Annotated in this window: 20 protein-coding genes; 14 read left to right on the plus strand and 6 right to left on the minus strand. The window is 57.2% G+C overall.

What is annotated here, in order from left to right; translation table 11 throughout:
- Window positions 1–14: 14 nt before the first annotated feature.
- Window positions 15–635, minus strand: a complete 621-nt coding sequence (locus FV139_RS05110) for an FMN-dependent NADH-azoreductase (RefSeq protein ID WP_148067190.1) — start codon at window positions 633–635, stop codon at window positions 15–17.
- 109 nt (window positions 636–744) lie between these two features.
- Between FV139_RS05110 and FV139_RS05115 the strand changes: the two genes are divergently transcribed.
- The 12 genes from FV139_RS05115 to FV139_RS05170 all read left to right on the plus strand — a co-directional run bounded on the left by FV139_RS05115 (window position 745) and on the right by FV139_RS05170 (window position 14,413).
- A complete protein-coding gene (locus FV139_RS05115) occupies window positions 745–1,665 on the plus strand; it encodes a LysR family transcriptional regulator (RefSeq protein WP_148067191.1) in 921 nt (306 codons plus the stop codon).
- A 106-nt stretch (window positions 1,666–1,771) separates the two neighbouring features.
- Window positions 1,772–2,560: a TIGR01458 family HAD-type hydrolase gene (locus FV139_RS05120; RefSeq protein WP_148067192.1), complete on the plus strand. Its 789-nt coding sequence runs from the start codon at window positions 1,772–1,774 to the stop codon at window positions 2,558–2,560.
- Window positions 2,461–2,934, plus strand: a complete 474-nt coding sequence (locus FV139_RS21205; protein ID WP_235898555.1) for a c-type cytochrome — start codon at window positions 2,461–2,463, stop codon at window positions 2,932–2,934. The genes FV139_RS05120 and FV139_RS21205 overlap by 100 nt, the downstream gene beginning before the upstream one ends.
- A gap of 216 nt (window positions 2,935–3,150) precedes the next feature.
- A complete protein-coding gene (locus tag FV139_RS05130; protein WP_148067194.1) occupies window positions 3,151–5,385 on the plus strand; it encodes a TonB-dependent receptor in 2,235 nt (744 codons plus the stop codon).
- 111 nt (window positions 5,386–5,496) lie between these two features.
- A complete protein-coding gene (locus FV139_RS05135; protein WP_148067195.1) occupies window positions 5,497–6,843 on the plus strand; it encodes a spinster family MFS transporter in 1,347 nt (448 codons plus the stop codon).
- 46 nt (window positions 6,844–6,889) lie between these two features.
- Window positions 6,890–7,318, plus strand: coding sequence for a Zn-ribbon domain-containing OB-fold protein (locus FV139_RS05140; RefSeq protein ID WP_187276407.1), 429 nt, complete (start codon window positions 6,890–6,892; stop codon window positions 7,316–7,318).
- Window positions 7,311–8,456 (plus strand): thiolase family protein, encoded by a 1,146-nt coding sequence (locus FV139_RS05145; protein WP_148067197.1) that lies wholly within the window; start codon window positions 7,311–7,313, stop codon window positions 8,454–8,456. The genes FV139_RS05140 and FV139_RS05145 overlap by 8 nt, the downstream gene beginning before the upstream one ends.
- 16 nt (window positions 8,457–8,472) lie before the next feature.
- Entirely contained in the window at window positions 8,473–9,672 is a 1,200-nt protein-coding gene (locus tag FV139_RS05150; RefSeq protein ID WP_148067198.1) for an acyl-CoA dehydrogenase family protein, read from the plus strand.
- An 11-nt stretch (window positions 9,673–9,683) separates the two neighbouring features.
- Window positions 9,684–10,835, plus strand: a complete 1,152-nt coding sequence (locus FV139_RS05155; RefSeq protein WP_148067199.1) for an acyl-CoA dehydrogenase family protein — start codon at window positions 9,684–9,686, stop codon at window positions 10,833–10,835.
- Between the two features lie 9 nt (window positions 10,836–10,844).
- Window positions 10,845–12,407, plus strand: coding sequence for a long-chain-fatty-acid--CoA ligase (locus tag FV139_RS05160; RefSeq protein WP_148067200.1), 1,563 nt, complete (start codon window positions 10,845–10,847; stop codon window positions 12,405–12,407).
- Window positions 12,408–12,485: 78 nt separating this feature from the next.
- Window positions 12,486–13,547, plus strand: a complete 1,062-nt coding sequence (locus FV139_RS05165; protein ID WP_148067201.1) for a helix-turn-helix domain-containing protein — start codon at window positions 12,486–12,488, stop codon at window positions 13,545–13,547.
- Between the two features lie 167 nt (window positions 13,548–13,714).
- Window positions 13,715–14,413 carry a crotonase/enoyl-CoA hydratase family protein gene (locus tag FV139_RS05170; protein WP_148067202.1) on the plus strand — a complete coding sequence of 233 codons (699 nt, stop codon included), beginning with the start codon at window positions 13,715–13,717 and terminating at the stop codon, window positions 14,411–14,413.
- A gap of 20 nt (window positions 14,414–14,433) precedes the next feature.
- Here the strand turns inward: FV139_RS05170 and FV139_RS05175 are convergent, their stop codons facing one another.
- From FV139_RS05175 to FV139_RS05185, 3 genes are all read right to left on the minus strand, one after another.
- Window positions 14,434–15,087 carry a response regulator transcription factor gene (locus FV139_RS05175; RefSeq protein WP_148067203.1) on the minus strand — a complete coding sequence of 218 codons (654 nt, stop codon included), beginning with the start codon at window positions 15,085–15,087 and terminating at the stop codon, window positions 14,434–14,436.
- Between the two features lie 106 nt (window positions 15,088–15,193).
- Entirely contained in the window at window positions 15,194–17,470 is a 2,277-nt protein-coding gene (locus FV139_RS05180) for a TonB-dependent receptor (RefSeq protein WP_148067204.1), read from the minus strand.
- A gap of 43 nt (window positions 17,471–17,513) precedes the next feature.
- A complete protein-coding gene (locus FV139_RS05185) occupies window positions 17,514–18,389 on the minus strand; it encodes an extracellular catalytic domain type 1 short-chain-length polyhydroxyalkanoate depolymerase (RefSeq protein ID WP_187276408.1) in 876 nt (291 codons plus the stop codon).
- Between the two features lie 159 nt (window positions 18,390–18,548).
- Here FV139_RS05185 and FV139_RS05190 point away from each other — a divergent pair, with 159 nt between their 5' ends.
- Window positions 18,549–19,349, plus strand: a complete 801-nt coding sequence (locus tag FV139_RS05190) for a 3-hydroxybutyrate dehydrogenase (RefSeq protein WP_148067206.1) — start codon at window positions 18,549–18,551, stop codon at window positions 19,347–19,349.
- Window positions 19,350–19,372: 23 nt separating this feature from the next.
- Here FV139_RS05190 and FV139_RS05195 read toward each other — a convergent pair whose 3' ends face one another.
- The gene (locus tag FV139_RS05195; protein WP_148067207.1) at window positions 19,373–20,308 is read right to left on the minus strand and encodes an alpha/beta hydrolase; all 936 of its coding nucleotides are present in this window, start codon (window positions 20,306–20,308) and stop codon (window positions 19,373–19,375) included.
- A gap of 9 nt (window positions 20,309–20,317) precedes the next feature.
- The gene (locus FV139_RS05200) at window positions 20,318–21,487 is read right to left on the minus strand and encodes an MFS transporter (RefSeq protein WP_148067208.1); all 1,170 of its coding nucleotides are present in this window, start codon (window positions 21,485–21,487) and stop codon (window positions 20,318–20,320) included.
- A 125-nt stretch (window positions 21,488–21,612) separates the two neighbouring features.
- Between FV139_RS05200 and FV139_RS05205 the strand changes: the two genes are divergently transcribed.
- Window positions 21,613–25,029 (plus strand): hybrid sensor histidine kinase/response regulator, encoded by a 3,417-nt coding sequence (locus FV139_RS05205; protein ID WP_213004027.1) that lies wholly within the window; start codon window positions 21,613–21,615, stop codon window positions 25,027–25,029.
- The last annotated feature ends 25 nt before the right edge of the window (window positions 25,030–25,054 follow it).

Consider the following 25,054-nt stretch of genomic DNA (forward strand, 5'->3'; position numbering starts at 1 on the left):
TCTCTGAGTTCCGCTCAAGCCGCTGAGGCGACGTCGTCCAGCAGTTGCGTTGCTTTTGTCTTCGCCTGCGCCAGGGCCAGGTCTTTGTGGTCGCCGCTCATGTTGACACCCTCGGCAAAGACAAAGGTGACATCACTGAGGCCGATAAAACCGAGGAACTGTTTGAGGAACGGTACCTGGTTGTCATTGGGTGTGTCGGCGTAGACGCCGCCGCGTGCCGCGAACACCACAACCGGCTTGTTGTCGATCAGCCCTACGGGACCGTTCTCGGTGTACTTGAAGGTCACCCCGGCCCGGGCCAGTTGGTCCAGCCAACTCTTCAGCTGGCTGGGAATGGCGAAGTTGTACATCGGTACACCGAGCACAATCAGGTCGGCTTCCCGCACCTCGTCAATCAGTGCGTCGGAGTGGGCGACGATTTCCTGTTGCCGCTCGTTGCGCTCTGCCTCGGGGGTAAAGAAAGCGCCAACATGCTCGGCGGAGAGGTGGGCCTCAGGTTGCTCGGACAGATCCCGCACGCGCACGGTGCCATCGGGGTTGGCGGCTTGCCAGGCCTCGACAAAGTGGTTGCCCAGTGCCGAGGTGTTGCCCTGGTCGCCGAACAGGCTGCTTTTGATCTGCAGAAGGGTTTTCATGCTGTACTCCATCAATGTCAGTGGAAATTGCGTATGGGGCTATCATCGTATTTGTAAAACTGATAAAAAAGTGGATAAATATGCTCAATTAGATCAGGAAATTCGATATATGAGTGATTCCTCAGCGGTCAGCCTCGATCAGTGGCGGGCTTTGCTGGCCGTGGTGGATAGCGGCGGCTACGCCCCGGCGGCAGAGGCCCTGGGCAAGAGCCAGTCGGCCATCAGTTACGCCATCCAGAAGTTGGAGTCAGCCCTGGATTTGCGAGTGTTCAGCATCGATGGGCGCCGGGCCGTGCTCACTGACGCGGGGCAGGTACTCTATCGGCGGGCGCGACAGCTGGTGTCGGAGGCGGAGGACCTGGAGCACCTCGCCAGGCGTTTGCAGCAGCGCTTTGAGACCGAAATCCATATTGCCGTGGACGCCATCTTCCCGGTCTGGCTCCTGCTCGAAGGCATGGCGGAACTGGCCCAGGCCTTCCCGGATACCCGGGTGCAGGTGTATGAGACGGTGCTGACCGGTACCGAAGAAGCGCTATTGCAGCGGCGGGTGGACCTGGCCCTGGCATCGCGGGTGCCGGTCGGCTTTGTCGGCGACCCGATCATGCGGGCGCACTTCCTGCCGGTCGCCAGCCCGTCGCACCCGCTGCACCAGCTGGGGCGGCCAGTTTCCTTTGACGATCTCCGCCGCCATCGTCAGCTGGTCGTTCGCGACTCGGGTAGCCGTCGCACCGACTCGGGCTGGCTGGGCGCCGAGCAGCGCTGGACGCTGACCAATTTTCCCAGCTCCATTCGCGCTGCCTGCCAGGGGATGGGCTTTGCCTGGTACCCGCAGGACAAGATCAGCGCCGAACTGGCCTGCGGCGACCTCAAGGTATTGCCGATGGAGCAAGGGCAGTCGCGGTTTGCCGACATCTTCCTGATTTTTGCGGACAAGGATGCAGCCGGACCGGCGACGCTGAGGTTGGGGGAGGTCCTGCAGCGCCGGGTGGCGGAGCAATGCCAACTGCGCTCCACTGAGTCATCCAGTTGAGGCTGCGATGTGGCAGCATTGGCCATGTCCTGCAATGCCCACCGATGCCCCATTGTCACCGCCCCGTTAACTATAATGGTTAGCCCGTTCCAAGGGAGGTCGCTCAATGAGAAGGGCTGTGCTGTTTGATCTGAGTGGCGTGCTGTACGATGGTGACGCTGTCATTTCCGGCGCGCGAGCAGCGGTGGCGCGGGCACAGGCGAGTGATTTGCAGGTACGCTTTATCACCAACACCTCACAGAAAACCCGACAACAATTGCTGGAGCACCTGGGGCGGCTGGGCTTCGAGGTACGTCCGGGCCAACTGTTCACGGCGGTGGACGCGGCCCGGGACTGGTTGCGTGAGCACTCCCTGCAGCCCTACTGCCTGGTTCACCACAATGTGCGCAGCGAGTTCGATGAATTCGACCAGGCCAGCCCCAACGCGGTTCTGATTGCCGACGCGGCGGAGGACTTCACCTACGCCAACCTCAACCGGGCCTTCCAGTTATGTATGGACGGGGCGCCTCTGCTGGGTGTGGGCTACAACCGCTATTTCAAGTCGGGCGACGAGCTGTTAATGGATGTGGGGGCCTTCATTCGCGCGGTGGAGTTTGCCGCCGGTGTGGAGGCGACGATTGTCGGCAAGCCCGGTCAGGCATTCTATCAGCAGGTTTTGGCTTCAGCCGGTGTAGAACCCGGCGAGGCGCTGATGATCGGTGATGACGTGATTGGCGATGTGGAAGGGGCCCGCAAGGCCGGGATCCCCGCCTGCCTGGTCCAAACGGGCAAGTATCGGCGGGGCGGTAGCCAGTGGTGCAGGCGCTGTCGCCGAAGGCCGAAGCAGAAATCCGGCAGGGTCGGTATCTTGTTCAACTGCTGGGCTGCGGCACCTGCCACACCGACGGCGCCCTGACCGGGCAGCCACGCTCAGACCGGCTTCTGGCCGGCTCCAGTGTTGGCATCGCGTACTCCAACCCACTTCTGGAGGAAAACCCCGGGGTCGTGTTTCCCCCGAACCTGACGCCTGACCAGGACACGGGGATCGGCCGCTGGAGCGAGGAAGATATCGTACGTTTCTTGCGCAGTGGTATGGACCCAGTGGCTCGCCGGCACCTGCCGGTGATGCCGTGGCCGGCCTATGCCAGCCTGAGTGACGAGGATGCCAGTGCGATTGCCAGCTACCTGAAAAACCTCGCGCCGGTGCGGCATCGGGTGCCGGCGAATGTCGGGCCTGGTTGGGCGACATCTGCGGAGTTTGTCTATTTTGGTGTCTATCGTAGTCAGTAGCGCACGCTGATCCCCCACTGGCCGAGCTCGCTGCGCGGCCTTGCTTTTCGAACGAGGTGCATTCAGCTCACCCGATACCTGGTGAGCTAAAGTGTACACTCAACTTGATCCCTTCAGTCATAGTTCTGGCTCGCGGCCATCGCTAGCCTTTGCACAAGCTTGCAAGACCGGCGCAATAAACAAATCAGCCACGAAAATAATAGTAAGGTTATCTCGATGAATTTTCGTAAGAAATACCTCTGTGCAATGATCGGATCCGTTTCCACCCTGACCTTTGACAGCTCAGTAATTGCGGCAGAGGGGGGCAGTCGCGCGCTCGAAGAGGTCGTGGTGACTGCACAACACCGGGAGCAAAGCATTCTGGATGTTCCCATCTCCATGACAGCGCTGAGCGGGGAAGCCATGGAGCAAATGGGAATGGAGACGCCCATTGACGTATTCGCCCAGACTCCCAATGTCACTGCGCAACTGCCCACCAGTGGTACCGGATTTCCCATTTTCAATATCAGGGGTGTAACCCTGCTGGACTTCACCGATACCAACGAGGCATCGGTAGCCGTGTACGTGGATGAGGTGTATCTCGGCAGCCCGGCCATCCAGAACGGCCAGCTATACGACCTTGACCGGGTTGAAATCTTGCGCGGTCCCCAGGGAACGCTCTACGGGCGCAACAGCACAGGTGGCGTGGTGCAGTTCTACAGTCGCCGGCCGACCGATGAGCTGGAAGGTTACATCGAGGGTACGATTGGCTCCTACGGTGCGAAAACGGTTGAAGGGGCTATTTCCGGACCTTTGGGTGACAGCGTGCGTGGGCGTGTCGCCGTGTTCAGTAATAGCCGGGACGGTTGGCAGGATAACGTTGGGAACGTTCCTGGCGCGTCGAAGGATTTTGGAGACATCGACACCAATGAGGCTATCCGCCTGACCCTCGAGTCGGATCTGAGCGACACGGTGATGGTCACGGGCAACCTCCACTATGGTAATTACGAGGGTGAAACGGACCAGCGGGGTTTCTACGGTAAGGGCGACCCCGCTACCGGTGAACTCTGTTCGATTGACCGGATAATGGCTTCGCAATGTATCGACTATTCGACCGGTCGTACCCAGCGGGGTGATGATCCGGAAGAGGTCATGTCCGATCTCGCTAAGTCACCCATCGAAAACGAGAACTACGGTGGCTGGCTCAAGTTGGACGGGGCGCTGGGCGATATGAATTTCACCTCGATCACCAGTTATGACACCGTCGACAAATACCAGATACTCGATGCAGACAATTCGGATGCAGAGTTGTACGCGCTGGAATTCTATATCGATCACGAGCAGTTCAGTCAGGAGTTTCGGCTTGGCGGAGGTACGGATACGCTGGACTGGATAACCGGCCTTTATTATTACGAGGATTCGCGATTCTTCACCGTTACGTTCCCACAACTGGGTAATGGCTACGGCAGCTTCGCCGAGCAGGAAGTGGAAACGACCGCGGCCTTTGCTCAGGCTACCTACCAGCTTCCGCACAACTTCAGCGTGACGGCCGGTATACGATATACCCAGGACAGCCGCGACCTGAGTGAGATCGCGTCCATTCTCGCCAACGGGCAGGCTGGAACCAAGCAGGGAATTCAGGGCTACAACGTTTCACGTAGCCTCGATGCCAGTAAAACCACCTGGCGGCTGGCGCTGGACTGGGCGTTCGCCGAAGACCAGTTGCTGTACAGCAGTATTTCCACCGGCTTCAAGAGCGGTGCGTTCAATACGCTCTATCCCGGAGCGGAAACCAATGTGACCAAGGCTGACCCGGAAGAGATCACCGTCTACGAAGTGGGAGTCAAAGGTCGACTCATCGATGCCGTTGCCATGACCTATAACGTCGCGGCTTTCTATACCGACTACCAGAACGTCCAGGCCCAGGGAACAGTGATCATCGACGATACGCCGCAGTCCGTGATGGCGAATGTGTCAGATGCAGAAATATGGGGCATGGAAGCCGATTTGTTGATGGAGCCCGTGTCGGGACTGACATTGACCCTTGGTGTCGGTTATCTGGATGCAGAGTACGTTGCCGGATCGAATGATACGTTTAATGGACAACTGATTAACGGCAATCGCCCCGTCATGACCCCGGAACTCAATGTATCGGGTAGTGCGCGTTATGAAATGGACCTGGACAAAGCCGGGTACGCGTATGCCATGGCGGATTTCAATTGGGCGGATGATGTCTTCTTCGGCCCGGATAACCTGGCTACAGAAACCCAGGAGGCGTACGCCATATTCAACTTCCACCTGGGCTGGGTGAATGCCAGCGAAAGCGTGAAAATTGAGGCCTTCGCCAAGAACCTTACAGACGAAGACTACTTCACCCATGCAGTGGATCCCTCTGCCGCTGCGCCTACCCAGGTTTCCTACACCTGGGGTATGCCGCGCACCTGGGGCTTGCAGGCGAAATACTCCTTCTGATTGTCGGGAAAGTGTTCAGCCCGATACGCCTGTGTGCCTTCGTGGTGCGCAGGTTGATTCAGAAGGACGAGTTCTGTCCCCGCCGTCGAGCAAACTTTTGAGAACAGCATAATGAAACAAGAGGCATCTACAACAGTAATCCCTGATACGGTTAGACACTATGTATTGGGTATTCTGCTGCTGACCTACGTGTTCAATTTTGTGGATCGCCAGATCCTGGCCATCTTGCTTTCCCCTATCAAGAGTGAGATGGGCTTTTCCGACAGTGCGCTGGGTTTCCTGACGGGCTTTGGTTTTGCTCTTTTTTATGTCGCAGTGGGAATCCCCATGGCGATGTGGGCCGACCGCGGTAACAGGCGCAATATCATTGCCTTGTCCCTTACCATCTGGAGTGGGATGACTGCCTTGTGTGGCCTGGCACAGAACTTTGTCCAACTCGCTCTCGCGCGTATTGGGGTGGGTATCGGCGAGGCGGGTTGCAGCCCCCCGGCGCACTCCATGATCGCGGACCTCTACGGCCAGCAAAGGCGTGCCACGGCCCTGGCCATTTATTCGCTGGGTGTACCATTTGGCGTGCTGCTCGGGTTTGTCATAGGCGGTTGGGTTAATGAACTGTACGGCTGGCGCATGGCGTTCCTCGCGGCGGGAATTCCCGGCCTCGTATTGGCCTTCGTCGTGCGATTCACCCTGCCGGAGCCGCCTCGGGGGCTGGCGGAAAATCGCCCCGCCGAGCAGGCATCTCCCACCTTGAGCGATACAATAGGCTTTCTACTACGGCGTCCGGCTTTCATCCATATGGTGGCGGGAGGAGCCTTGTCGGCTTTCGTGGGTTACGCCGTCCTGGGCTGGATTCCCTCGGTGTTCATTCGCAGTCATGGCATGACCACGGGTGAAGTGGGTACTTGGCTGGGGCTGATTCTGGGAATACCCGGCGGATTGGGCATCATGCTGGGTGGGCACCTTGCCGACAGCCTCGGCGCAACCGACCGCCGCTGGTCGCTGTGGATTGTCAGTGTGGCACAACTGGTTGCCATGCCGTTCTATATCGCTGTGTTCCTGTCGGGAGACGCCAACTCGGCACTCTGGTTTCTCGTCGTCCCGGTAGCGCTGGGCAACTTCTATCAGGCCACAACCTTCGCACAGACCCAGGGGCTCGTACCGCTCAGAATGCGGGCTACAGCGGCTGCCATCATGCTGTTCGTGCTGAATGTAATAGGGCTTGGCCTCGGCCCCACCACCGTGGGCCTGCTCAGTGACGTCCTGGGGCCACGCTTTGGAGACGATTCGCTTCGCTATAGCCTGACCGTGCTCTCGCTTGCGTGTCTCTGGGCCGCCTATCACTACTACAAGGCCGGCCAGCACCTGCCACATGACCTGGTCGCGCTGCCAGATACGCCGCTTTGTCAGGATGACGCCTCTGAACTGGTCGACGGCCACTTGCAACACGGTGCGAGTTGAGAAGCCGCTGCTGACCCCAACCGACAGACAGGTATTGAGTGAAGATATGAAACCGATTGACCCCGGGCTTTTGACTGGCCTGCCTTCAAAACCCTCCCTCCTGGGTAGCCGCTGTACGGCCTGCGGAGAACACTTTTTCCCTGTCCAGAAGGGGTGCGCCAATTGTTCGTCGGATGATCTGCAAACCGTTGATCTAGGTAGCCGGGGGACCTTATGGACCTGGACCGTTCAACGCTTTGCACCGAAGCCCCCGTATCTCGGCGACCCGAATTCGTTCGAGGCTTACGGTGTCGGCTACGTGGAAATGCCCAGTGGCGTCAAAGTCGAGAGTCGCTTGCTTGGGCTCGGGGAGGACGACTGGACCATCGGCATGGCAATGCAGCTGGAACTGGAGCCCGTCGTGGTTCAAGGAGGCGCCACGGACCTGGTGACGTATGCGTTTCGCGCATTGAGGAAGGAGTGCTGCAATGACTGATGTCGCGATCATCGGTGTCGGCCTGCACCCGTTCGGCCGTACACCGGACAGGAGTGGCCTGGATCAGGGTGTCTACGCCGTACGGGAAGCACTGAAGGATGCCGGGATTCAGTGGAAGGATGTCCAGGTGGCCTATGGGGGCAGCATGGACGGTGGCGACGCGGAAGCCATCGTCAATCAGCTCGGGCTAACGTCGCTGCAATTCACCAATATCTGGAATGGCTGCGCGACAGGAGGGAGTTCCCTGAGTGCGGCTCATAATGCCATCAAAGCAGGTGCGGCAGATATCGCTTTGGCAGTGGGCTTCGACAAGCATTCGCCCGGGGCGTTTAATCCCGATCCAGCCAGTTTGGGGCTCCCAGCCTGGTACGGGGAAACGGGCATGATGCTGACTCCGCAGTTTTTTGCCATGAAGTTGCAGCGCTATATGCACGAACATGCCATCAGTGTTGAGACGCTCTCGCTTGTGGCCGAGAAAGCATTCCATAACGGGTCACTGAATCCGGGGGCCTGGCGGCGCCACGCTCTATCGCGCGAAGATATTGCCAGCTCGCCCATGGTCTGCGACCCACTGCGCAAGTACATGTTCTGCAGTCCTGCTGAAGGGGGAGCGGCCCTGATCCTGTGTCGTGGTGATATCGCCAGACGCTACACAACAAAGCCGGTATGGTTGAAAGCTGCTGTAGTTCGTGGTCGCCATTACGGGTCCTTCGAAGTCTATAGCCCCTGCATTGCCAGGGAGTTGGCGCCTTCCGCCACTGTTACTGCTGCGCGAGATGCCTTCGAGCTGGCCGGCATCGGCCCTGGAGATGTCGACGTACTGCAACTGCAGGATACCGAGTCCGGTGCCGAAATCATGCACATGGCTGAAAACGGGTTTTGCGAGCACGGTGAGCAGGAACACCTGATACGAAGCGGGGTCACCGCAATCGGCGGAGCCATGCCAGTGAACACTGACGGGGGGTGCCTGGCCAACGGTGAGCCTATCGGTGCCTCCGGCTTGCGGCAGATCTACGAAATATGTATCCAGCTAAGGGGCCAGGCCGGCAAGCGACAGGTGCCGAATAATCCGCAAGTCGGTTATACCCATGTTTACGGCGCACCGGGTGTTAGCGGCGTAACGGTGCTTCAGAGATAGAGGAGGGGCTGAGGTAATGGATCTGGCATTGAGTGCTGCTGACATCGCTTTCCGGGATGAAGTGCGCGAGTTTCTTAAGCAGTCCCTGACTCCTTCGCTCAAACGGTCGGGTGACCTGATGACGAGCGTATTTTCCAACTTTGAATCTGCCATGGCGTGGCAGGCCATTCTGGCAGAGAAAGGCTGGGCGGCGCCTGATTGGCCGGTCGAATACGGTGGAACGGACTGGACCGTCAACCAGAAGATTATCTATCTCAAGGAGTCGAAGAGGGCGGGTGCACCTTCACTGCTGCCCATGGGCATCCAGATGCTTGGGCCGATACTCATACGCTATGGAACTGAGGCGCAGAAACACGAACTGCTGCCGCGTATCCTTTCTGGAGAGGATGTGTGGTGCCAGGGTTACTCCGAGCCGGGTGCCGGCTCAGATCTGGCGAGCTTGAAAATGCGCGCGGTTGCGGACGGGGATGACTACATTCTCAATGGCTCCAAGATATGGACCAGCTTTGCCCATCGCAGCAACAAGATTTTCTGTCTCGTAAAAACCGACGTGGACAGCAAGCCCCAGGCGGGGATCAGTTTTATTCTGGTTGACCTCGATAGCGCTGGAGTCACCGTGGCACCCATTGTGTCGATCGATGGGGAAGTGGAGCAGTGCCAGGTTTTCTTTGAAGATGTACGCGTTAGCAAGGATAACCTGGTGGGCAAGGAAAACCAGGGGTGGGAGGTCGCCAAGTGTCTGCTCGAGTTTGAGCGAGGGGGCTATTGCTACTACGCGGCCATCGAAAAGCAGTTGGCTCAGGTGCGACGCCTCGCCGCCGAGGAGAAAACCGCCGAGGGCTGGTTCTATGAACTGGATCCGGTCTTCAGCACCCGTTTGGCCGAACTGGAAATCGAAAAACTGGCCCTTGAGTTTACTGAAAATCGTGTCAATTGCCTGGCGGAGGGGAAGCCGGGGGCCCTCACCTCTCTGGTCAAGGTTGCCGGAACCGAACTCAGTCAGAAAGTTGATGCCCTGGCACTTGAGCTTCGCGGCACTCATCTCCCGCTACTGCAGAATGAAGCACTGTCTTACGGGTTCGAAGGTGGATTCATTGGATCCGAGCACGGCCTCAATATCATGAACGCCTACCTGAATAACCGGGCGTCCACGATCTACGGTGGCTCTGCTGAAATACAGCGCAACATTATGGCCAAGCAGGTCCTTGGCCTGTAAAGAGATATCGCATGAATTTTGAATTTAACGAGGAACAGAAGCTGTTACAGCACAGCGTGGAAGCCTTCCTCCGCGACAACTATGATTTCCAGCGCCGTCAGCAGCAGGTCGAGAGTGATACACCGTTTGACCAGGACCTCTGGCGGCAGTGTGCGGAACTCGGTTGGCTCGGGTTGCCGTTCTCGGAAGAGGATGGCGGGCTGGGCGCTAGCGCAGTCGAGATGATGATTGTTTTCGAACAGTTGGGCAGATATCTGGTTATTGAGCCCTTTTTCGAGACGCTTGTGCTGTTTGGTGGCGCGCTCAAGCGCAGCCGTCACCCGATACGGAGCGAGTGCCTGCAGCAGTTGATATCGGGCCAGTTACATGGCGCGCTCGCTCACTTTGAACTGCACAGCCGTGGGGAGATCGGGAGTATCGAGTCTGTGTCCACCACAACGGACGACGGATTTTGTCTCAAGGGTTGTAAAACCACGGTCTACAATGCCCCTGAGGCCGATTTCGTTATTGTGTCTGCCTTGAACCTGGTGCGGGGAGAGGAGCTTCTGCAGTTGTTTCTGCTGCCTGCTAACAAGCCTGGTCTGGAGATCGAAGCCTACCAGACGACGGATGGGCGTCATGCTGCTGAGCTCCATCTCAACAATGTGCATGTCGACGCCAGTTGCCTGTTGGCAGAGGGTAGCGAAGCACTGGCCATCTTGCGTGAAACCTACGATGATGCGCTGCTGCTGTTGTGTGCGGAACACCAGGGGGCTATGGAACAGCTTCTGCGAGAAACCGTTGAGTATGCCAGTGAGCGCAAGCAGTTTGGGCAAGCCATCGGTTCCTTCCAGGTACTGCAGCACCGCATGGTGGATATGTATATTGCAACAGAACTCGCGCGTTCCTTGCTCTACGCCGCGACCCTGAAATCGGTTGACCAGAGCCCGGACGCAGGGTTATTCATTGCCGCGGCGAAAGTGAAGTCAGACACCTGCGCCAAAGCCGTCGCCGAGAGTGCAGTTCAGATACATGGTGGTATTGCCACTACCAACGAGCTCAGCATTGGCCACTATCTTAAACGCATCATTGTGGTTTCTCATCTGTTCGGCAGCACCCAGTATCACCAGCGCCGTTTTGGAAAATTGTCGCGACAGCTGTTCGCACCTGGCGGGATGGCGTAGGGGTTGGCGATGCAGATAAACTCCGTTGGAGATGTCGTGCGCGTTCATGCGGCAGCCGAACCCGACAAACCGGCGATGATCTTCAATGGTAATGTCACGACCTATCAAGAGCTGGACCAGCGTTCAAACCGGATTGCGAACCACCTCATCGAATCCGGGCTGGCTACGGACTCGCGTATTGCTTATCTCGGCAGGAATACGGACAGTTATTACGAGCTGTTCTTCGGAGCGGCCAAGTCAGGCAGGGTCATACTGACCATTAACTGGCGGCTGGCTGCAGAGGAACTGGCATATATCCTCAGGGATTCAGGGACTGTCTTGTTGTTCGTCGAGAAAGAGTTCGCAGAACGCTGTTTCGACCTAGCTCCAGAATGCCCGCAACTCGCCGAGATTGTTGTACTGGACGCCCGGCTGGAGGGCCATGCCTACTACCCGGACTGGCGAGATCAGGCACCTGCGAAGGATCCTGCGCTGATGGTTAACCCGGACGCACCCTTCGTACAGATGTATACCAGTGGGACCACAGGTCGGCCGAAAGGCGCCGTGCTGCGCCACGACTGCTTTTTCCATCAGCGGCGAGCGGAGGAGGGGGCCGGGGCATGGGCGGACTGGGGCCCTAACAGTGTGAACCTGGTCGCCATGCCAGTATTCCATATCGGTGGATCCGGTTGGGGTTACATTACCTTTCACCATGGCGGTACCAATATCATTCACCCGGAGCCGCAGGCTGAGCGAATCGGTATCGATATTGCGCGCCACCGCATAACCAAGATGTTCCTGGTTCCGACGGTACTGCAGGGCCTCGTAGAGTATGTTAAGCAACATCAGCTCGACGTAACAAGCATCGAGGATATTGTTTACGGCGCATCCCCCATCTCTGAGCATTTGCTTCAACAATCCGTCGGATTGTTCGGCTGCCGTTTCATCCAGCAATACGGCATGACGGAAACCACCGGCGCAGTGACCTACCTGCCCCCGGAAGACCATAGGGTGAACGGCAGCCCGCGAATGCAGTCCTGTGGCATCCCGTTTCCGGGAGTCCAGATCAAGATCTGTGACGAATCCGGGAATCAACTTCCCCCGGACTGCGTGGGAGAGATCTGCATCAAAACACCGGCGATCATGACCTGCTACTGGAATCGCCCGGACGCCACGCGCCAAGCGTTGACTGACGGCTGGTATCATTCCGGAGATGCCGGCTACCTTGATCCCGACGGTTACCTGTTCCTGAGCGACCGTATCAAGGACATGATCGTGTCTGGCGGAGAGAACATTTATCCTGCCGAGATCGAGCGTGTTTTACTGCGACATCCGACGGTCGCGGAAGTCGCAGTGATTGGTGTTCCCGATGAAAAATGGGGTGAGGCCGCCAAAGCCGTGCTCGTCCCCATTGCGGGCGCCACTGTTGATGCGGCCGAGATCGCCCGCTTTGCCCGGAGTTACCTCGCTGGCTATAAAATACCCAAGTCCATTGATGTTACCGACGCACTGCCTCGCAACGCCTCAGGCAAAGTCCTCAAGACGGTTATCAGGGAGCCCTACTGGAAGGAAAGGCAACGTCGGGTGAACTGAAACTCCCCGGTAGCGATATGGGATGCCGAGATGGGTTAAACTAGGGTCCGTGTGGGTGACATCTTCTCTTCAGCGTTCATGGCCAAACCAGAAATCCCGGCGCAACGTCCAGAAATACTGCTACCGCTGAGCGACCTGGAGCCACTTCAGGCCAAGCTGGCTGAAGACGGCTTGTCACTGGCGGATATTTTCTTCGAACTGGGTATTGGTGAACGTGGAATTCTGCCCGAACGGATCAGGTTCTCCGACTACTACCGGGCCCTGGGCCTGTTGTCCAAGACCACCGGTGATGAAATCTATCACCTGTCGTCGCGACCGTTTCTGCGTGGTGCCAACGACTTTATCACCTCCAGTGCCGTTGGGGTAGACAACCTGTTCGAGGCCATGAAGGCCATATCCAAATCGACCAACCTGCTGTACGGGGGCGAGTTCGACTACGTCGAACGACATGGCAGCAAGATCATATTCATCATCGAAGACGCCCATTTTCCGTTCAAGTTTGACGATGCGAATTTCAATTACCTGACGATGGAATGCGCGATCATCTACGTGGTCGCCATGCTGGTCTATCTCTCCGATGGTGCGGCACTGCAGTACCTGAAGAAATTCAAGTGCACACGTCCCCGGTTTGATCCCGAGCGTAATTTTCTCAGCTGCCTCGACGTTCCACTCGTTCACGGTTCCAACAGGTATGAAATGCACTTCGATGCAAAGGTGATGGCGCTACCGGTGGTCGAGTCGGTGCGCAGTGTCAATGTCTCCAAGAAGGTCGCGTTGACCGTGATAGACATGATCGAGGGACGGGTTGGCGGTACTCCCGGTGCGGACAGCATCCCGGAGAGGGTACTGAAAGTCATGGAGGATGGGGTCTACGAGCAGACGGTCATCGCCGAACGACTCCATGTCAGTGTCGCCACCTTGAAGCGTCACTTGATGGACAGCAATACCACTTTCAGGGAGCTACGTGACACCTCGCTTTTCGTCAGGGCGAAAGCGATGCTGGCACTGAAGTACCACCCCAACGAAGTGGCAGAAAAGCTGGGATACTCAGACTTCCGCAGTTTCTACCGGGCATTCAAGCGCTGGTCGGGCGTGACACCACATACCTACGTGAGTAAGCACAGACAGCGTGAAGAATAGCATCACCGGTTAGGTGCAGAGCAATAACAAGTGACCTTTGGCGCTAAAGTGGTAGTATCAGCTGCGGCTTGCGCGAGGGAATACCCGTGTCGTTGCGGGTGTTTCAGTTCCCGGGCATGCCGTTTCCCGAGGTGAAAAAGCGGATATCCTGCTGAGCGGAGAAAACCATGTCAGACCTGATTCAGTTTACCGAAAACAATTCCCATAGCCTCATCGTGATGGATGACGGCAAGGCCAATGCACTCTCCTTTGCCATGTTCGAGGCCCTCAACGCCGCACTTGATCGTGCCGAGCAGGCCGGCAAAGCCGTGGTTCTTGCAGGCCGGGCCGGTAAATTCTCCGCCGGGTTCGACCTCTCGGTAATGGTCAATATGGACGAGGGTACGATCAAGCTGCTGAGAGAAGGCGCTGAACTCTCGCGGCGACTGCTCACTTTTCCCTTGCCGGTTGTGCTGACGGTCAGCGGACACGCCCTGGCGATGGGGGCCTTGCTCTGCCTGTCGGCAGACTATCGGATTGGCGCGCAGGGGGGCTTCAAGATTGGCCTCAACGAGGTTGCAATCGGCATGACCCTGCCCTGGTTCGGCATAGAACTGGCACGGGGTCGGCTGACAACAACACATTTTGATAGCGCTGTAGGCCTGGCCCGTATCTACGACCCGGAAAGCGCAGTGACCGCCGGTTACCTGGATGAGGTGGTGGCAGCGGAAGACCTGCTCAGCCGGGCGACTGAACTGGCTGATTCCCTCGCAGGCCTGAATCTCGAAGCGCACTGTAAAACCAAGGCCCGCACCCGGGAGGATTTGCTGGCCAGGTTTGAAACTGCCCTGGAGCGGGACTTCGAGCGGGGAGAGGCGATGGGGTAGTTGCCCTGCCGAGGTAAGGTTTACGGGGCGTTGAGCTTGAGTTGCTGGAACGCCATTCCCGCCTGAGTGCGATTGTTGACGCCCAGCTTGACCAGGATTGCCGACACGTGCTTTTTGACTGTGGTTTCCTTGATATGCAGTTCGTGAGCAATCTGCTTATTAAGCTTTCCGTCGGAAATCAGGGACAGAACCGCATACTGTTGAGGCGTCAATTCAGCTAACTGCTGGGCAAGGCGGTGGTGTGTGTCGGCCTGGGCGTCCTCCGGAACCAAGTCGACATCCGTTGGCAACCAGCTATCTCCGTCCAGCACGGCGCTAATGGCTTCGCCGATGACTCTCAGGTCCGCAGACTTCGGTATAAAGGCCGAGGCGCCGAACTGCAGCGCCCTGCGCATAATCATGGGCGAGTTCTCGGAAGAAACCATGATAATGGTGACGTCCGGGTAGTGATTACGCAATTGTGTCAAACCGGTAAAGCCGTCGTTTCCCGGCATGTGCAAATCAAGAAAGACCAGTTCGACGCTCGGGTTGCTGTCGACCAGAGCCAGCAGGGAGTCAATGCTGTCTGCTTCAAGAATGGCGACATTCTCCATACATTGTTGCACCGCCTGGATCAACGCGGCCCTGAACAAAGGGTGGTCGTCGGCAATAACGACTGGGGTGGCTTCAGACATGAACCGGTTTCTCACAATATGCAGGCGTAGCCATGGATACCAGAGTCTGCGCGCAAAAAAAAGGCGCACATGACGTGCGCCCATACCTTAGCAAAAGGTCAGTGTTTTAAAAACGGTAACCCACGTTGAAGTGTACGGTTCTGGGGTCGCCATAGTAGCTGACCAGTGTCAGGTCGCCGCCAAGACCGGGGATATAGTTACCATCGTCACCAACGCTGACAAAGTTGTAGCCACCAATCATGTACTCCTCATCCGTGAGGTTCTTGCCGTAGATGCCTGCGGTCCAGTGATCGTTTTCGCTAACCCAGGTGATGCCCAGGTTGACCGTGCCGTAACCATCCTGCTGCAGCAGGTCTGAATCTTCGAACAGGATATAGTCGTCGCGGTAGTAGTAGTTTCCTGTGAAGGTGAATTCACCTACTGACGTAGGCAGCCGATACGTCGCGGCCAGGTTAGCGGTGTAATCCGGCGTATTAGACAGGCCTACCAGGGGCGTCGCGATGCTCGGGTCGTCCTCGATTTCGCCATCAAGCCAGCCGAGCGCAAAATCAAGGCTCAACGCCTCGTTTACGGCCCAGGAAACTTCCGCTTCCACACCGTCGACGGTTGAACCCTTGATATTGCCGAGATTCTGGTTCAACACGGTGGCGTCGTCCGGATCGGGCGTTACCGTAATATACTGCCGATCCTGGTGATCGATGGAGAACAGGGTCAGGTTGGTTCTCAAAGAGGACCCCCAGTCCTTCTTCACGCCGAGTTCATAGGAGTCGACAATTTCCGGGTCAGCGGCTTTCTCGTTTACGGTCGCTCGAGGGTTGAATGTGCCCGATTTGAAGCCCTGGGAGTAACTGGCGTAGAACATGGTCGTATCGTCAAACTGGTATTCGACGCCCACTCGGGGAGTAAAGCGTGACCAGTCCTCCGTGGAGGGGGAATCCAGAATGCCGTCGCCGTTGCTATCCTGTCCCAGTACCTGTGGGAAGAACAGGTCATCAGGGCGCACGTAACCCGGTATCCAGCCGCTAGAGGGATAGACGTTCTCGAAGGCCAGGCCATTGCGAACGTACGCCTCTTTTTCCTCTTTCGTATAGCGTGCCCCAACGGTCATCGACAGTTTGTCGGTGATGTCGAAGCTGGATTGTGCGTAGACGGCAGTGCTTTCACTGTTGTTACAGCCGGTCACCTCGCGGGTAAGTCCCGGCGTGCCGAAGGCCGCGCGGCCGAGGAAGCCCAGCACTGCGTCGAAGTGGCCACAGGACTCGCCGTCGTAGTAATACAAACCGCCAACGAGGCTGAAGCGGCCGCCAGTGTAGTCGAGTTGCAGTTCGTGGCTGGTATTTTCGTCGTCGTAGAACGCCGGCACGTCGAATACATCCAGCGGCGTGTTATCGAAGTCGATGTTGGTGTCGGAGTAGCTCTCGCGTGAGGCGCCAATGTACCGCAGTGTCAGGTCGTCCATGGCATCCCACTCTACCGTGAGGCTATAGCCCTCCAGTTCAACGGAGTTCTCGGTAGGCAAACTGGTGTAGGAGTCGTAGACGCTGCTGGGGACAGGGGCATCCACCAGAATACTCGGGAGCAGACGGTAGCCGCCCTTGGCGTTGGAGTCGTCCTCCGTCTTGTCATAGGCAAAGCGGATGAACAGGTCGTCGGTCGGCGTGAACTCGACGGTCACCTGTCCCGCTGTGAGATCCTTGTTGTAGTTCTCTTTGTCCTGCTTGCCCAGTGACGGGTTAATCGTGACGAATTCGCCGAAGCCGTCGCGGTTGAGGTCTGCGTAGCCGAAACCGACAAACAGGGTATCTTCAATCAGCGGCAGCTTGCCGGTGACCTTGATATCACGCTGGCTGTAGCTGCCCGCGGTAATGTCTACGCTACCTTCCGCCTCACCGCTCATGCGTTTGGTGACGTACTTCACGGCGCCACCAATGGTGTTCTTGCCGTAGAGGGTGCCCTGTGGCCCGCGCAGTACTTCGATGCGCTCGACATCGAGCAGGTCGATAACCGCGCCCTGGGGGCGGGCAAGGTAGACATCGTCGATATAGATGCCCACGCCCGGCTCATATCCCCACAGGGGATCTTGCTGGCCAACGCCGCGAATAAAGGCGGTCAGCGTACTGTTGGTGCCCCGGCTGGTCTGCAGGGTAGTGTTGGGCGAAAACTGCTGAACCTCTGTCAGTACCTCGATCCCGGAAACCGTAAGCTGCTCGGAGCTCAGAGAGGTCACCGCCACCGGCACCTCCTGCAGATTTTCCGATGTGCGGCGCGCGGTGACTACCACGTTTTCCAGTACCCCCGCGCCCTGGGCCATCACTGTCGGCGTGACACCAGCGCCGGCAATGGCAGCAGCCAGTGCAGATAGTTTGAAGGTTTTATTTATCATGGCTATTACCCCAGAGTTATTTTCGTGAGTTGGAATGCGTGTGTTATGAATCGGTCCAAAGGTCAATCAAGCGGCGACTCAAATCCATGGGACCGGGCTGGATATAAGGATCGCTGGGTCGGGCATTGCCACCCACCGACCAAGCGTGAGGAAATCCCGTCAATTCCCAGTACTCGAGCCGGGATTGCTCGCCGCGCCAGGATTGGCTGATATAGGATTCTCCGTTATCGACCAGGGCATCGAGACTATCGAGCCCCAACCGCTCCCGCCATTGACCTACCAACCTTTTGCTGTTCCTGGGATTGACGATGTCATCGTCGCTACCCGTAACCACTACCAGGTCGGGCCATGAGGCCGACGGGGTCTGCTGGCTATCGGGCCATTTCTCACCCGGTCCTGATTTCATGCAGGAAATTGCCGATACCAGGGAATTGGCGCAACCATGGGGAACTCCCGCCACTACGGCTACCGCCTTGAAATATTGCGGATAGTTGTCGGCCAGGTTGCTGGCCATGGCCCCTCCCGCAGACAAGCCCACCAGAAATACGGTTTTGCGGCTCCCTGAAGGATTGAGCCCATTGATCATCGCGATAATGGAGGCGGCTTCTCCTCCCTTCTGATCAGCCGGGTTGAACCAGGAGAAGCAACCATCGAGATTGTTCAGTGCCCGCTGCTGAGGGACCAGTACCAGCATGTCCGCTGCCTCTGCCTGGGCGAGTAATCCACTCGCCTCAGAGAACTGGCGCCCATCCTGTTTGCAGCCATGCAAGACGACGAGCAGCTTTTCCGATGCTTTGTTGCCGCTGAACCAGGCGTCCAGTTCGCCGGGATTGGCTCCGAACTGGCTTAGCTCCTGCCATTGCGACGCGTATAGCCCAGTGCTGAGCAAGCTCAGCAGGGGGGTAGCGATGGCGAGCAAGAATCTATTTATAGTTGAATGTCTTCTCATGCCCGCATTATGTACGTTACCGGGGTGCAGTCTATGGGCCTTTAGTACCCCCTGTACGATGGTAGCAGTTCGGCCCATCGGGGCTTTTGCTATGCTGCTGCAAAACTGGCCTCCAGAAGATAATTTGATATGAAAGGTAAAGTAGCACTGGTTACAGGATCAACCAGCGGAATTGGCCTCGCCATCGCCCGCACACTGGCTGCGCGCGGCTGTCACATCATGCTCAATGGGTTTTTTCCAGCCCAGGCAGGGCAGACCCCCGACCAGCAAGGGCAGGCGCTCGTAGCCGCCATGCAAGAGGAGTTCGGCGTCAGGGTGGCCTACTCGGCAGCTGACCTGAGCGACCCCGAGGCCATTGCCGGTATGCTGTCCGGTACGGTGGAACAGCTCGGCGCTGTTGATATTCTCGTCAATAATGCGGGTATCCAGCATACTGCGCCTGTCGAGGAGTTCACCACGACACAGTGGGACAGGATTATTGCGATCAATTTGTCGGCGGCTTTTCACACTATTCATCACGCGATACCTCATATGCAGCGTCAGCGCTGGGGGCGTATCGTCAATATCGCCTCGGTGCATGGCCTGGTTGGCTCCCTTCACAAATCGGCCTATGTCGCGGCAAAACACGGCATAGTCGGCCTGACCAAGGTGGTTGCCCTGGAGAATGCAGCCAATGGCATTACGGCGAACGCGATTTGTCCGGGGTGGGTGAGTACTGAGCTGATCAAGCGCCAGATCGAGGACATCGTGGAGAGGGAGGGCACGAGTTTCGAGCAAGCGCAACACGACCTGGTGACCGCCAAGCAGCCGCTGCCCAACATGACATCCACGGAGCAGATCGGGGAATGGGTTGCCTTTCTCTGCACTGAAGCCGCAGGCACAACCACCGGTGCCACTCTGGCAGTCGATGGCGGTTGGACCTCGCAGTAAGCTGGAATGACGCAGGGAAAGTGCTAACGGGCCGAGTGGATAAAGTCGCCCATGCAGCGATACAGTTGCTGGCACTCGTCGGGAACCAGGTCCTCGAGGTTCATAAAAGCATGAACCATTCCCTCAAAGTTCTGTATTTCGACGTCAGCATTCAGCGCCGACAGGCGCTCAGCATAGGCCAGGCCTTCGTCTCGTAGCGGATCGCAGCCAGCGACGATCACCAGGGTACGGGGCAGGTTGTCCGGTAGGGGCATGTGGAGGGGAGAGACTGAAGCCCGGTCACAATCTGCAGGCAGGTAGTTGTCGAAGTACCACTGAATTCTCGGTTTCTCAAGAAAGAACCCTTTTCCATTCTCCTCGATCGATGGCATGTTCATGGTGTAATCCACGCTTGGATACACCAGAATCTGCTGCGCGATGTGCAAGTCGGGATTGCCCACCATTCGCGCGACAAGCGAAGTACACATGGCGCCGCCTGCGCTGTCCCCGCAGACCAACAGCGTCTCAGTATGGGCCACGTCCTGCAGTACCTCGCGATAGCGCAGCAGGACTTGCTCACCCTCTTCGAGTGCGTTGGGGTAGGGATACTCGGGGGCCAGTCGATAATCGACTGAGACCACGACCACTTGTGCCGTGTTGGCAATCCGGCGGCAAATCGGGTCGTACAGTTTTGCGCTGCCGCACATATGGCCGCCACCGTGAAAGAATACCATTACCGGCAGGGCGACTGCGGGATCCGGGCTGTAGACCAGCACCGGAACGGCGTGGTCTTCGAGCTGAATCGATTGTTCTGACCAGTAGGAGACAGGTTCTTCCCGCGTGATAAAGGCCGCCAGCGCTTCGAGCCGGCTGCGGGCGAGGGCCGGTGTTGGCTTGATGCCCTCTTTGGCGGCCTGTTCAATCTGGGTGTTGATATTGTCGATAAAGTCGTCGAGTTTTGGCGACAGGATTCCACGCATGGTTGACACCTACTGGTGAGAGGTCCTTCCCTCGGGGAGAAAGAAGCTTCCGATGAAAAACGATGAACTCAGGATACTGACCATGACAAAGGCGGCCGTGAACTCACCGCCGTTGGCGTCCACCAGGATGCCAAAACCCCAGAGTGCGATCGTTGCGACCAGGTAGCTGATGGACCAGAAAAGTGAAAACACAACGGTGATTCTTTGCCCGGTCATGCCAGGGAGTTCGTGGGGAATCGACACCAGTGCGGTGACTGGCATGAAGACCGCAAAGCCGAGCACCATGGCGCTGGCAATGCTCAGCAATTCGTTCGAGCTGAAGCTGAGTATGACAACGCAGACGATCTGCACCAGTCCCGTCCAACGGATTACCGGTACGCGGGCCAGTACTTTGCGGCTGTAAATGATGCCAGCCAGAGTGCCGATAATGCCAAAACCGATCACCCACTTGCTTGCCGCGATACCTGCCTTGGGATAGAAGGTGAACAAGCATACGTAGAATGACAGCATACCCGCGTAGGTCAGGGCATAAGTCCAGACAAAGGAATCTTTCAGGCCTTGAGTGTAACTGTAGTGGGCATCCTGTTCTGACGCATCACCCACAGAGTGCGATTCCTCCTTCTGCCAACGCACGAGCAACCAGAGGACGGCGAACAGCAGGCTGACCACGGAAAACCATACCAGGCTTTGTTGCCAGCCGCCCGTGACCCGGTTGATTCCCGGCATCCCCCAGAGAATCATTGCAGTGCCAATATTGAAGGCCACCGCATTGAGGCCATTGACCGCCGGGCGCTCCTCCACAGAGAAGAATCTCAAGACGATCGGGTTGAAGTACACCACCATCAGTGCGCCGCCCAGGCCCATCAGGAAGCGACTGGCCAGGAGGAGGTCGTAGCTCTGGGCCAGCGGTGTGAAAATACCCAGCCCCACGAGGATCGCCGACACCAGGAATGCGTTCTTCATGCCCAGCTTGACGGCAATCCAGGCGGCAATGAAGGTGCCGACAATTTTGGCAATGGTCACTGCGCCGCTCAGAAAGCTGGCCGAAGCCAGCCCCTCGAGTTGCATGGACTGCATAATTTGGTCCATGCTCGCTGTGCCGCCCACCCAGGCCATTGCGAAAAGCACATAGCTGAGGAAAATAATACCCTCTACCAGGTATTTGTTGGTGATGCTCATGGCTGTCCAGGCTTATTGTTGCTTGTTGTCAGCCTAACCGAGGCGGTGCGAAAAAGAACTACTACCTTAGTTCACCTGGTCAGGGTAGCCTGTTTATGCGAGTGAAATAACGAGGAATAGAGCCTTTGTCGTGGCTTTCCATCGATACCTGGATTATCGCAACCATCGTTTTTGGTTACCTGTCGATATTGTTCCTGTTGGCTTATTGGGCCCAGCACACACGATTCCAGCGCTGGGTAAGTAATCCGTGGGTGTACAGCCTCTCCCTGGGCGTCAGCTGCACCAGTTGGGCTTTCTACGGCGTCATCGGGCAGGCCGCAACCACGGGATACTGGTTATCGCCCATTTACGTCGGCACCGTCGCCATTATGGTGGTGTTCGGGCCGGTCCTGATGAAGCTGTTGCAGGTCAGCAAGCGCCTCAACCTCAGCTCGCTGGCGGACTTCCTCGCGACCCGCTACGAATCCCGTCCGCAAATAGCCGGTATCGTTACTCTGATCACGCTGCTCGGCATGATTCCCTACATCGCGCTGCAATTACGCGCTGTGAGCCAGAGTTTCGACCTGGTGACGGGAACACTGCGCACCGGGTTCAGAACGACCGCCATTGTTACCCTGCTGATGATCGTATTCAGTATTCTGTTCGGCGCCCGGCAGGAAAACGTCCACCGTCATAACTCCGGGCTGGTGTTCGCCATTGCGTTCAATTCGGTTCTCAAACTGATGGCCCTCACTGCGCTGGGTGTGTATGTGACCTTCTTTCTGTTTGATGGCTTTGGTGATCTCATTGGCCGCAATGTCGTGCCCGCATCGACAGCGCAAACCAGCCTCTACTTCTCAGCCGCGCAGGCCCTGCTGGGAGCATTGACTGTCATTACCCTGCCTGCTCTTTTTCATATGCTGGTGGTTGAGAACCACCAGAAGCAGGCGCTGCGCACGGCCCGCTGGCTCTATCCGCTGTATCTCATTGCTATCAACGTATTTGTATTGCCCATTGCCATTGCCGGCCAGGTTACGTTCCCGGGTGAAAGTATCAATGCAGACACCTTCGCCTTGACGCTGCCCCTTTTCCATCACCAGGCGGGCATCAGTATCGCGGTGTTTATCGGCGGGATTGCCGCCGCCCTGTCAATGGTCATCGTCGCCGCTATCGTGCTTGGCAAGATGGTAGTGACCGACCTGCTGACACCGTTGGCGGTAAGGGCCCGTATCTCGACGAGTGAGACGCGAGGTAACTTCGCCGGCTGGTTACTGCTTCAGCGCCGTTTCACGATTGTCATCGTGTTGGGATTGGCGCTGCTGTTCGAGCAGTTTGTTACCCAGGAAGAACACCTCGCGAACATCGGGCTCCTCGCGTTCGTTTTGCTTTCACAGACGGCCCCCGCGGTCATTGCCGGCCTTTACTGGCGGCGAGCCAATGCCACTGGCGCCGTATGGGGGCTGTTAGCCGGCAGTATTCTGTGGATCTATTGCCTGCTGTTACCGGTGCTCTTGCCGCACAGCGCTTTCGTTGCCAGCGGACCTTTCGGCATCGACTGGCTAAAACCCGGTGGCCTGATTCCCTTTTTTGACCATGACATCATTACCCACGGTATTGTTGTCAGCCTGCTTTCAAACACTGCACTTTTGATTCTGTTTTCCCTCCGCTCTTCCCAAACCAGGGCAGAACTGTCACAAGCTGATCTTTTTGTTAATGAAACCTCCACTTCATACGATTACCAGTTGAGCTATGAGGATTTGCATTCCCTTCTGCTCCGCTTTACCGATGACGTGACCGCCCGGCGCTACCAGGATGCGATTCCAGGCGATATCAATCCCAAACAGTATGCCACTGAGAAGTGGCTCAACAGGGTGGAGCAGACGCTGGCAGGAGTGCTGGGAAGTGCCACCACCCGTCTGCTTATGAGCGCGAGTTCACGCGGGCGGAGAGACAAAATTGCGCTCGATCAGGTAGAAGAGTTCGTTAATGAGGCATCCCAGCTGCTGGAGTTCAATCGTGAGTTATTGAATGCGGCGGTAGAGAACATCGAACAGGGCATATCCGTGGTGGATTCAGACATGCGCCTTGTTGCCTGGAACCGTCGCTACCAGACTTTGCTGGATTACCCGGAAGATTTTCTTCGAGCAGGTATGCCGATCGAACAACTCTTGCGCTACAACGCTGAGCGCAACCTGATTTCGGGTGAAGATACCCAGCAACAAATAGCAAAACGCCTCGAACACATGCGCCAGGGGAGGGACCACCATTTTCGTCGCACCTTGCCCTCGGGTCAGGTCATCGAAATTCGTGGCCAGGTAATGCCCGGTGGTGGTTTTGTGAGCACGTTTACTGACATCACCAGCCACGTGAGAGCCGAGCAGGCGCTGAAACAAGCCAACGAGTCGCTCGAACAGCGAGTGGCGGAACGCACCGAGGACCTGTTTAAAGCCAAGCAGCTGGCAGAGGCCGCAAGCAGCAGCAAGTCGCGATTCCTGGCAGCTGCCAGCCACGATCTCATGCAACCGTTTAACGCATTGTCCCTCTTCACCGATATGTTGCATCAGCAATTGGAGGGCAGTGAGCAGGCAAAGCTGACAACCCAGATTCGAACGTCCCTGGAATATGTGGAATCGCTCCTTTCGGACCTGCTGGAAATATCCCGACTCGAAGGCCAGAGTACCTCGGCACAGCTCGAAGACTTTGCTCTCTCTGAGGTTCTGACGCCCCTCGCTGAGGAATTCAATTTGATCGCACTGCAGAAACAGGTGCAGTTCAAATATGTGCCTACCAGCGTTTGGGTACGTTCCGATCGCAAGCTGCTCAGGCGCATCATCCAGAATTTCCTGAGTAACGCCATCCAATATGCCAGCTCACAGGGCGAGCCGCGGGTACTGCTCGGTGTACGTTATCGTGGCGAAGGGCTGGAAATTCAGGTAGTTGACAATGGTCCTGGTATACCACCCGACAAGCAGGAACTGATTTTCGACGAGTTCGAGCGCCTGGCGGACGACGCTGAGCACGCGGGGCTGGGGCTTGGTCTGGCCATATGCGAGCGTATGGCAACCGTACTCAGGACACGTATCTGTCTCGACTCGCAGCTCGGCAAGGGTTCCTGTTTCTCCCTGCCATTGCAGCGAATTCCGAAGTCCGTGGATACCTCTGCTGCGAACAGGGCTCTGGATCGCCAGCCGAAGGGGGATCTGGTCAATCTCCCCGTACTCGTGATCGAAGATAATCTCCTGAATCTCGAGGCATTGTCATCGCAGTTGCGTGATTGGGGTTGCGAGGTGGAATCGTGGCGTTCGTCCGCCGACCGGCCAGAGAATTTTCTCTTTGCCCCGCGCGTGATAATCGTTGATTACCATCTCGACCAGGGTGAAACAGGGGTCTCGGTTGCCGCTGAGCTTGCTGCCGGTATGCGTCAACCGCCGGCCGTCATTGTTTGTTCCGCTGACAGCTCGGAAGAAATTCGTCAGGACTGTATAGACCACGGATTTGCGTTTATCCGTAAACCCGTGAAATCACTGACGCTGAAACGGATGATCAAGAGCCTGCTGGTGTGATTGCGGTTGCTCAGTGACGGGTGAG

The sequence above is a fragment of the Parahaliea maris genome (genome assembly GCF_008064665.1).
Lineage (GTDB): Bacteria > Pseudomonadota > Gammaproteobacteria > Pseudomonadales > Halieaceae > Parahaliea > Parahaliea maris.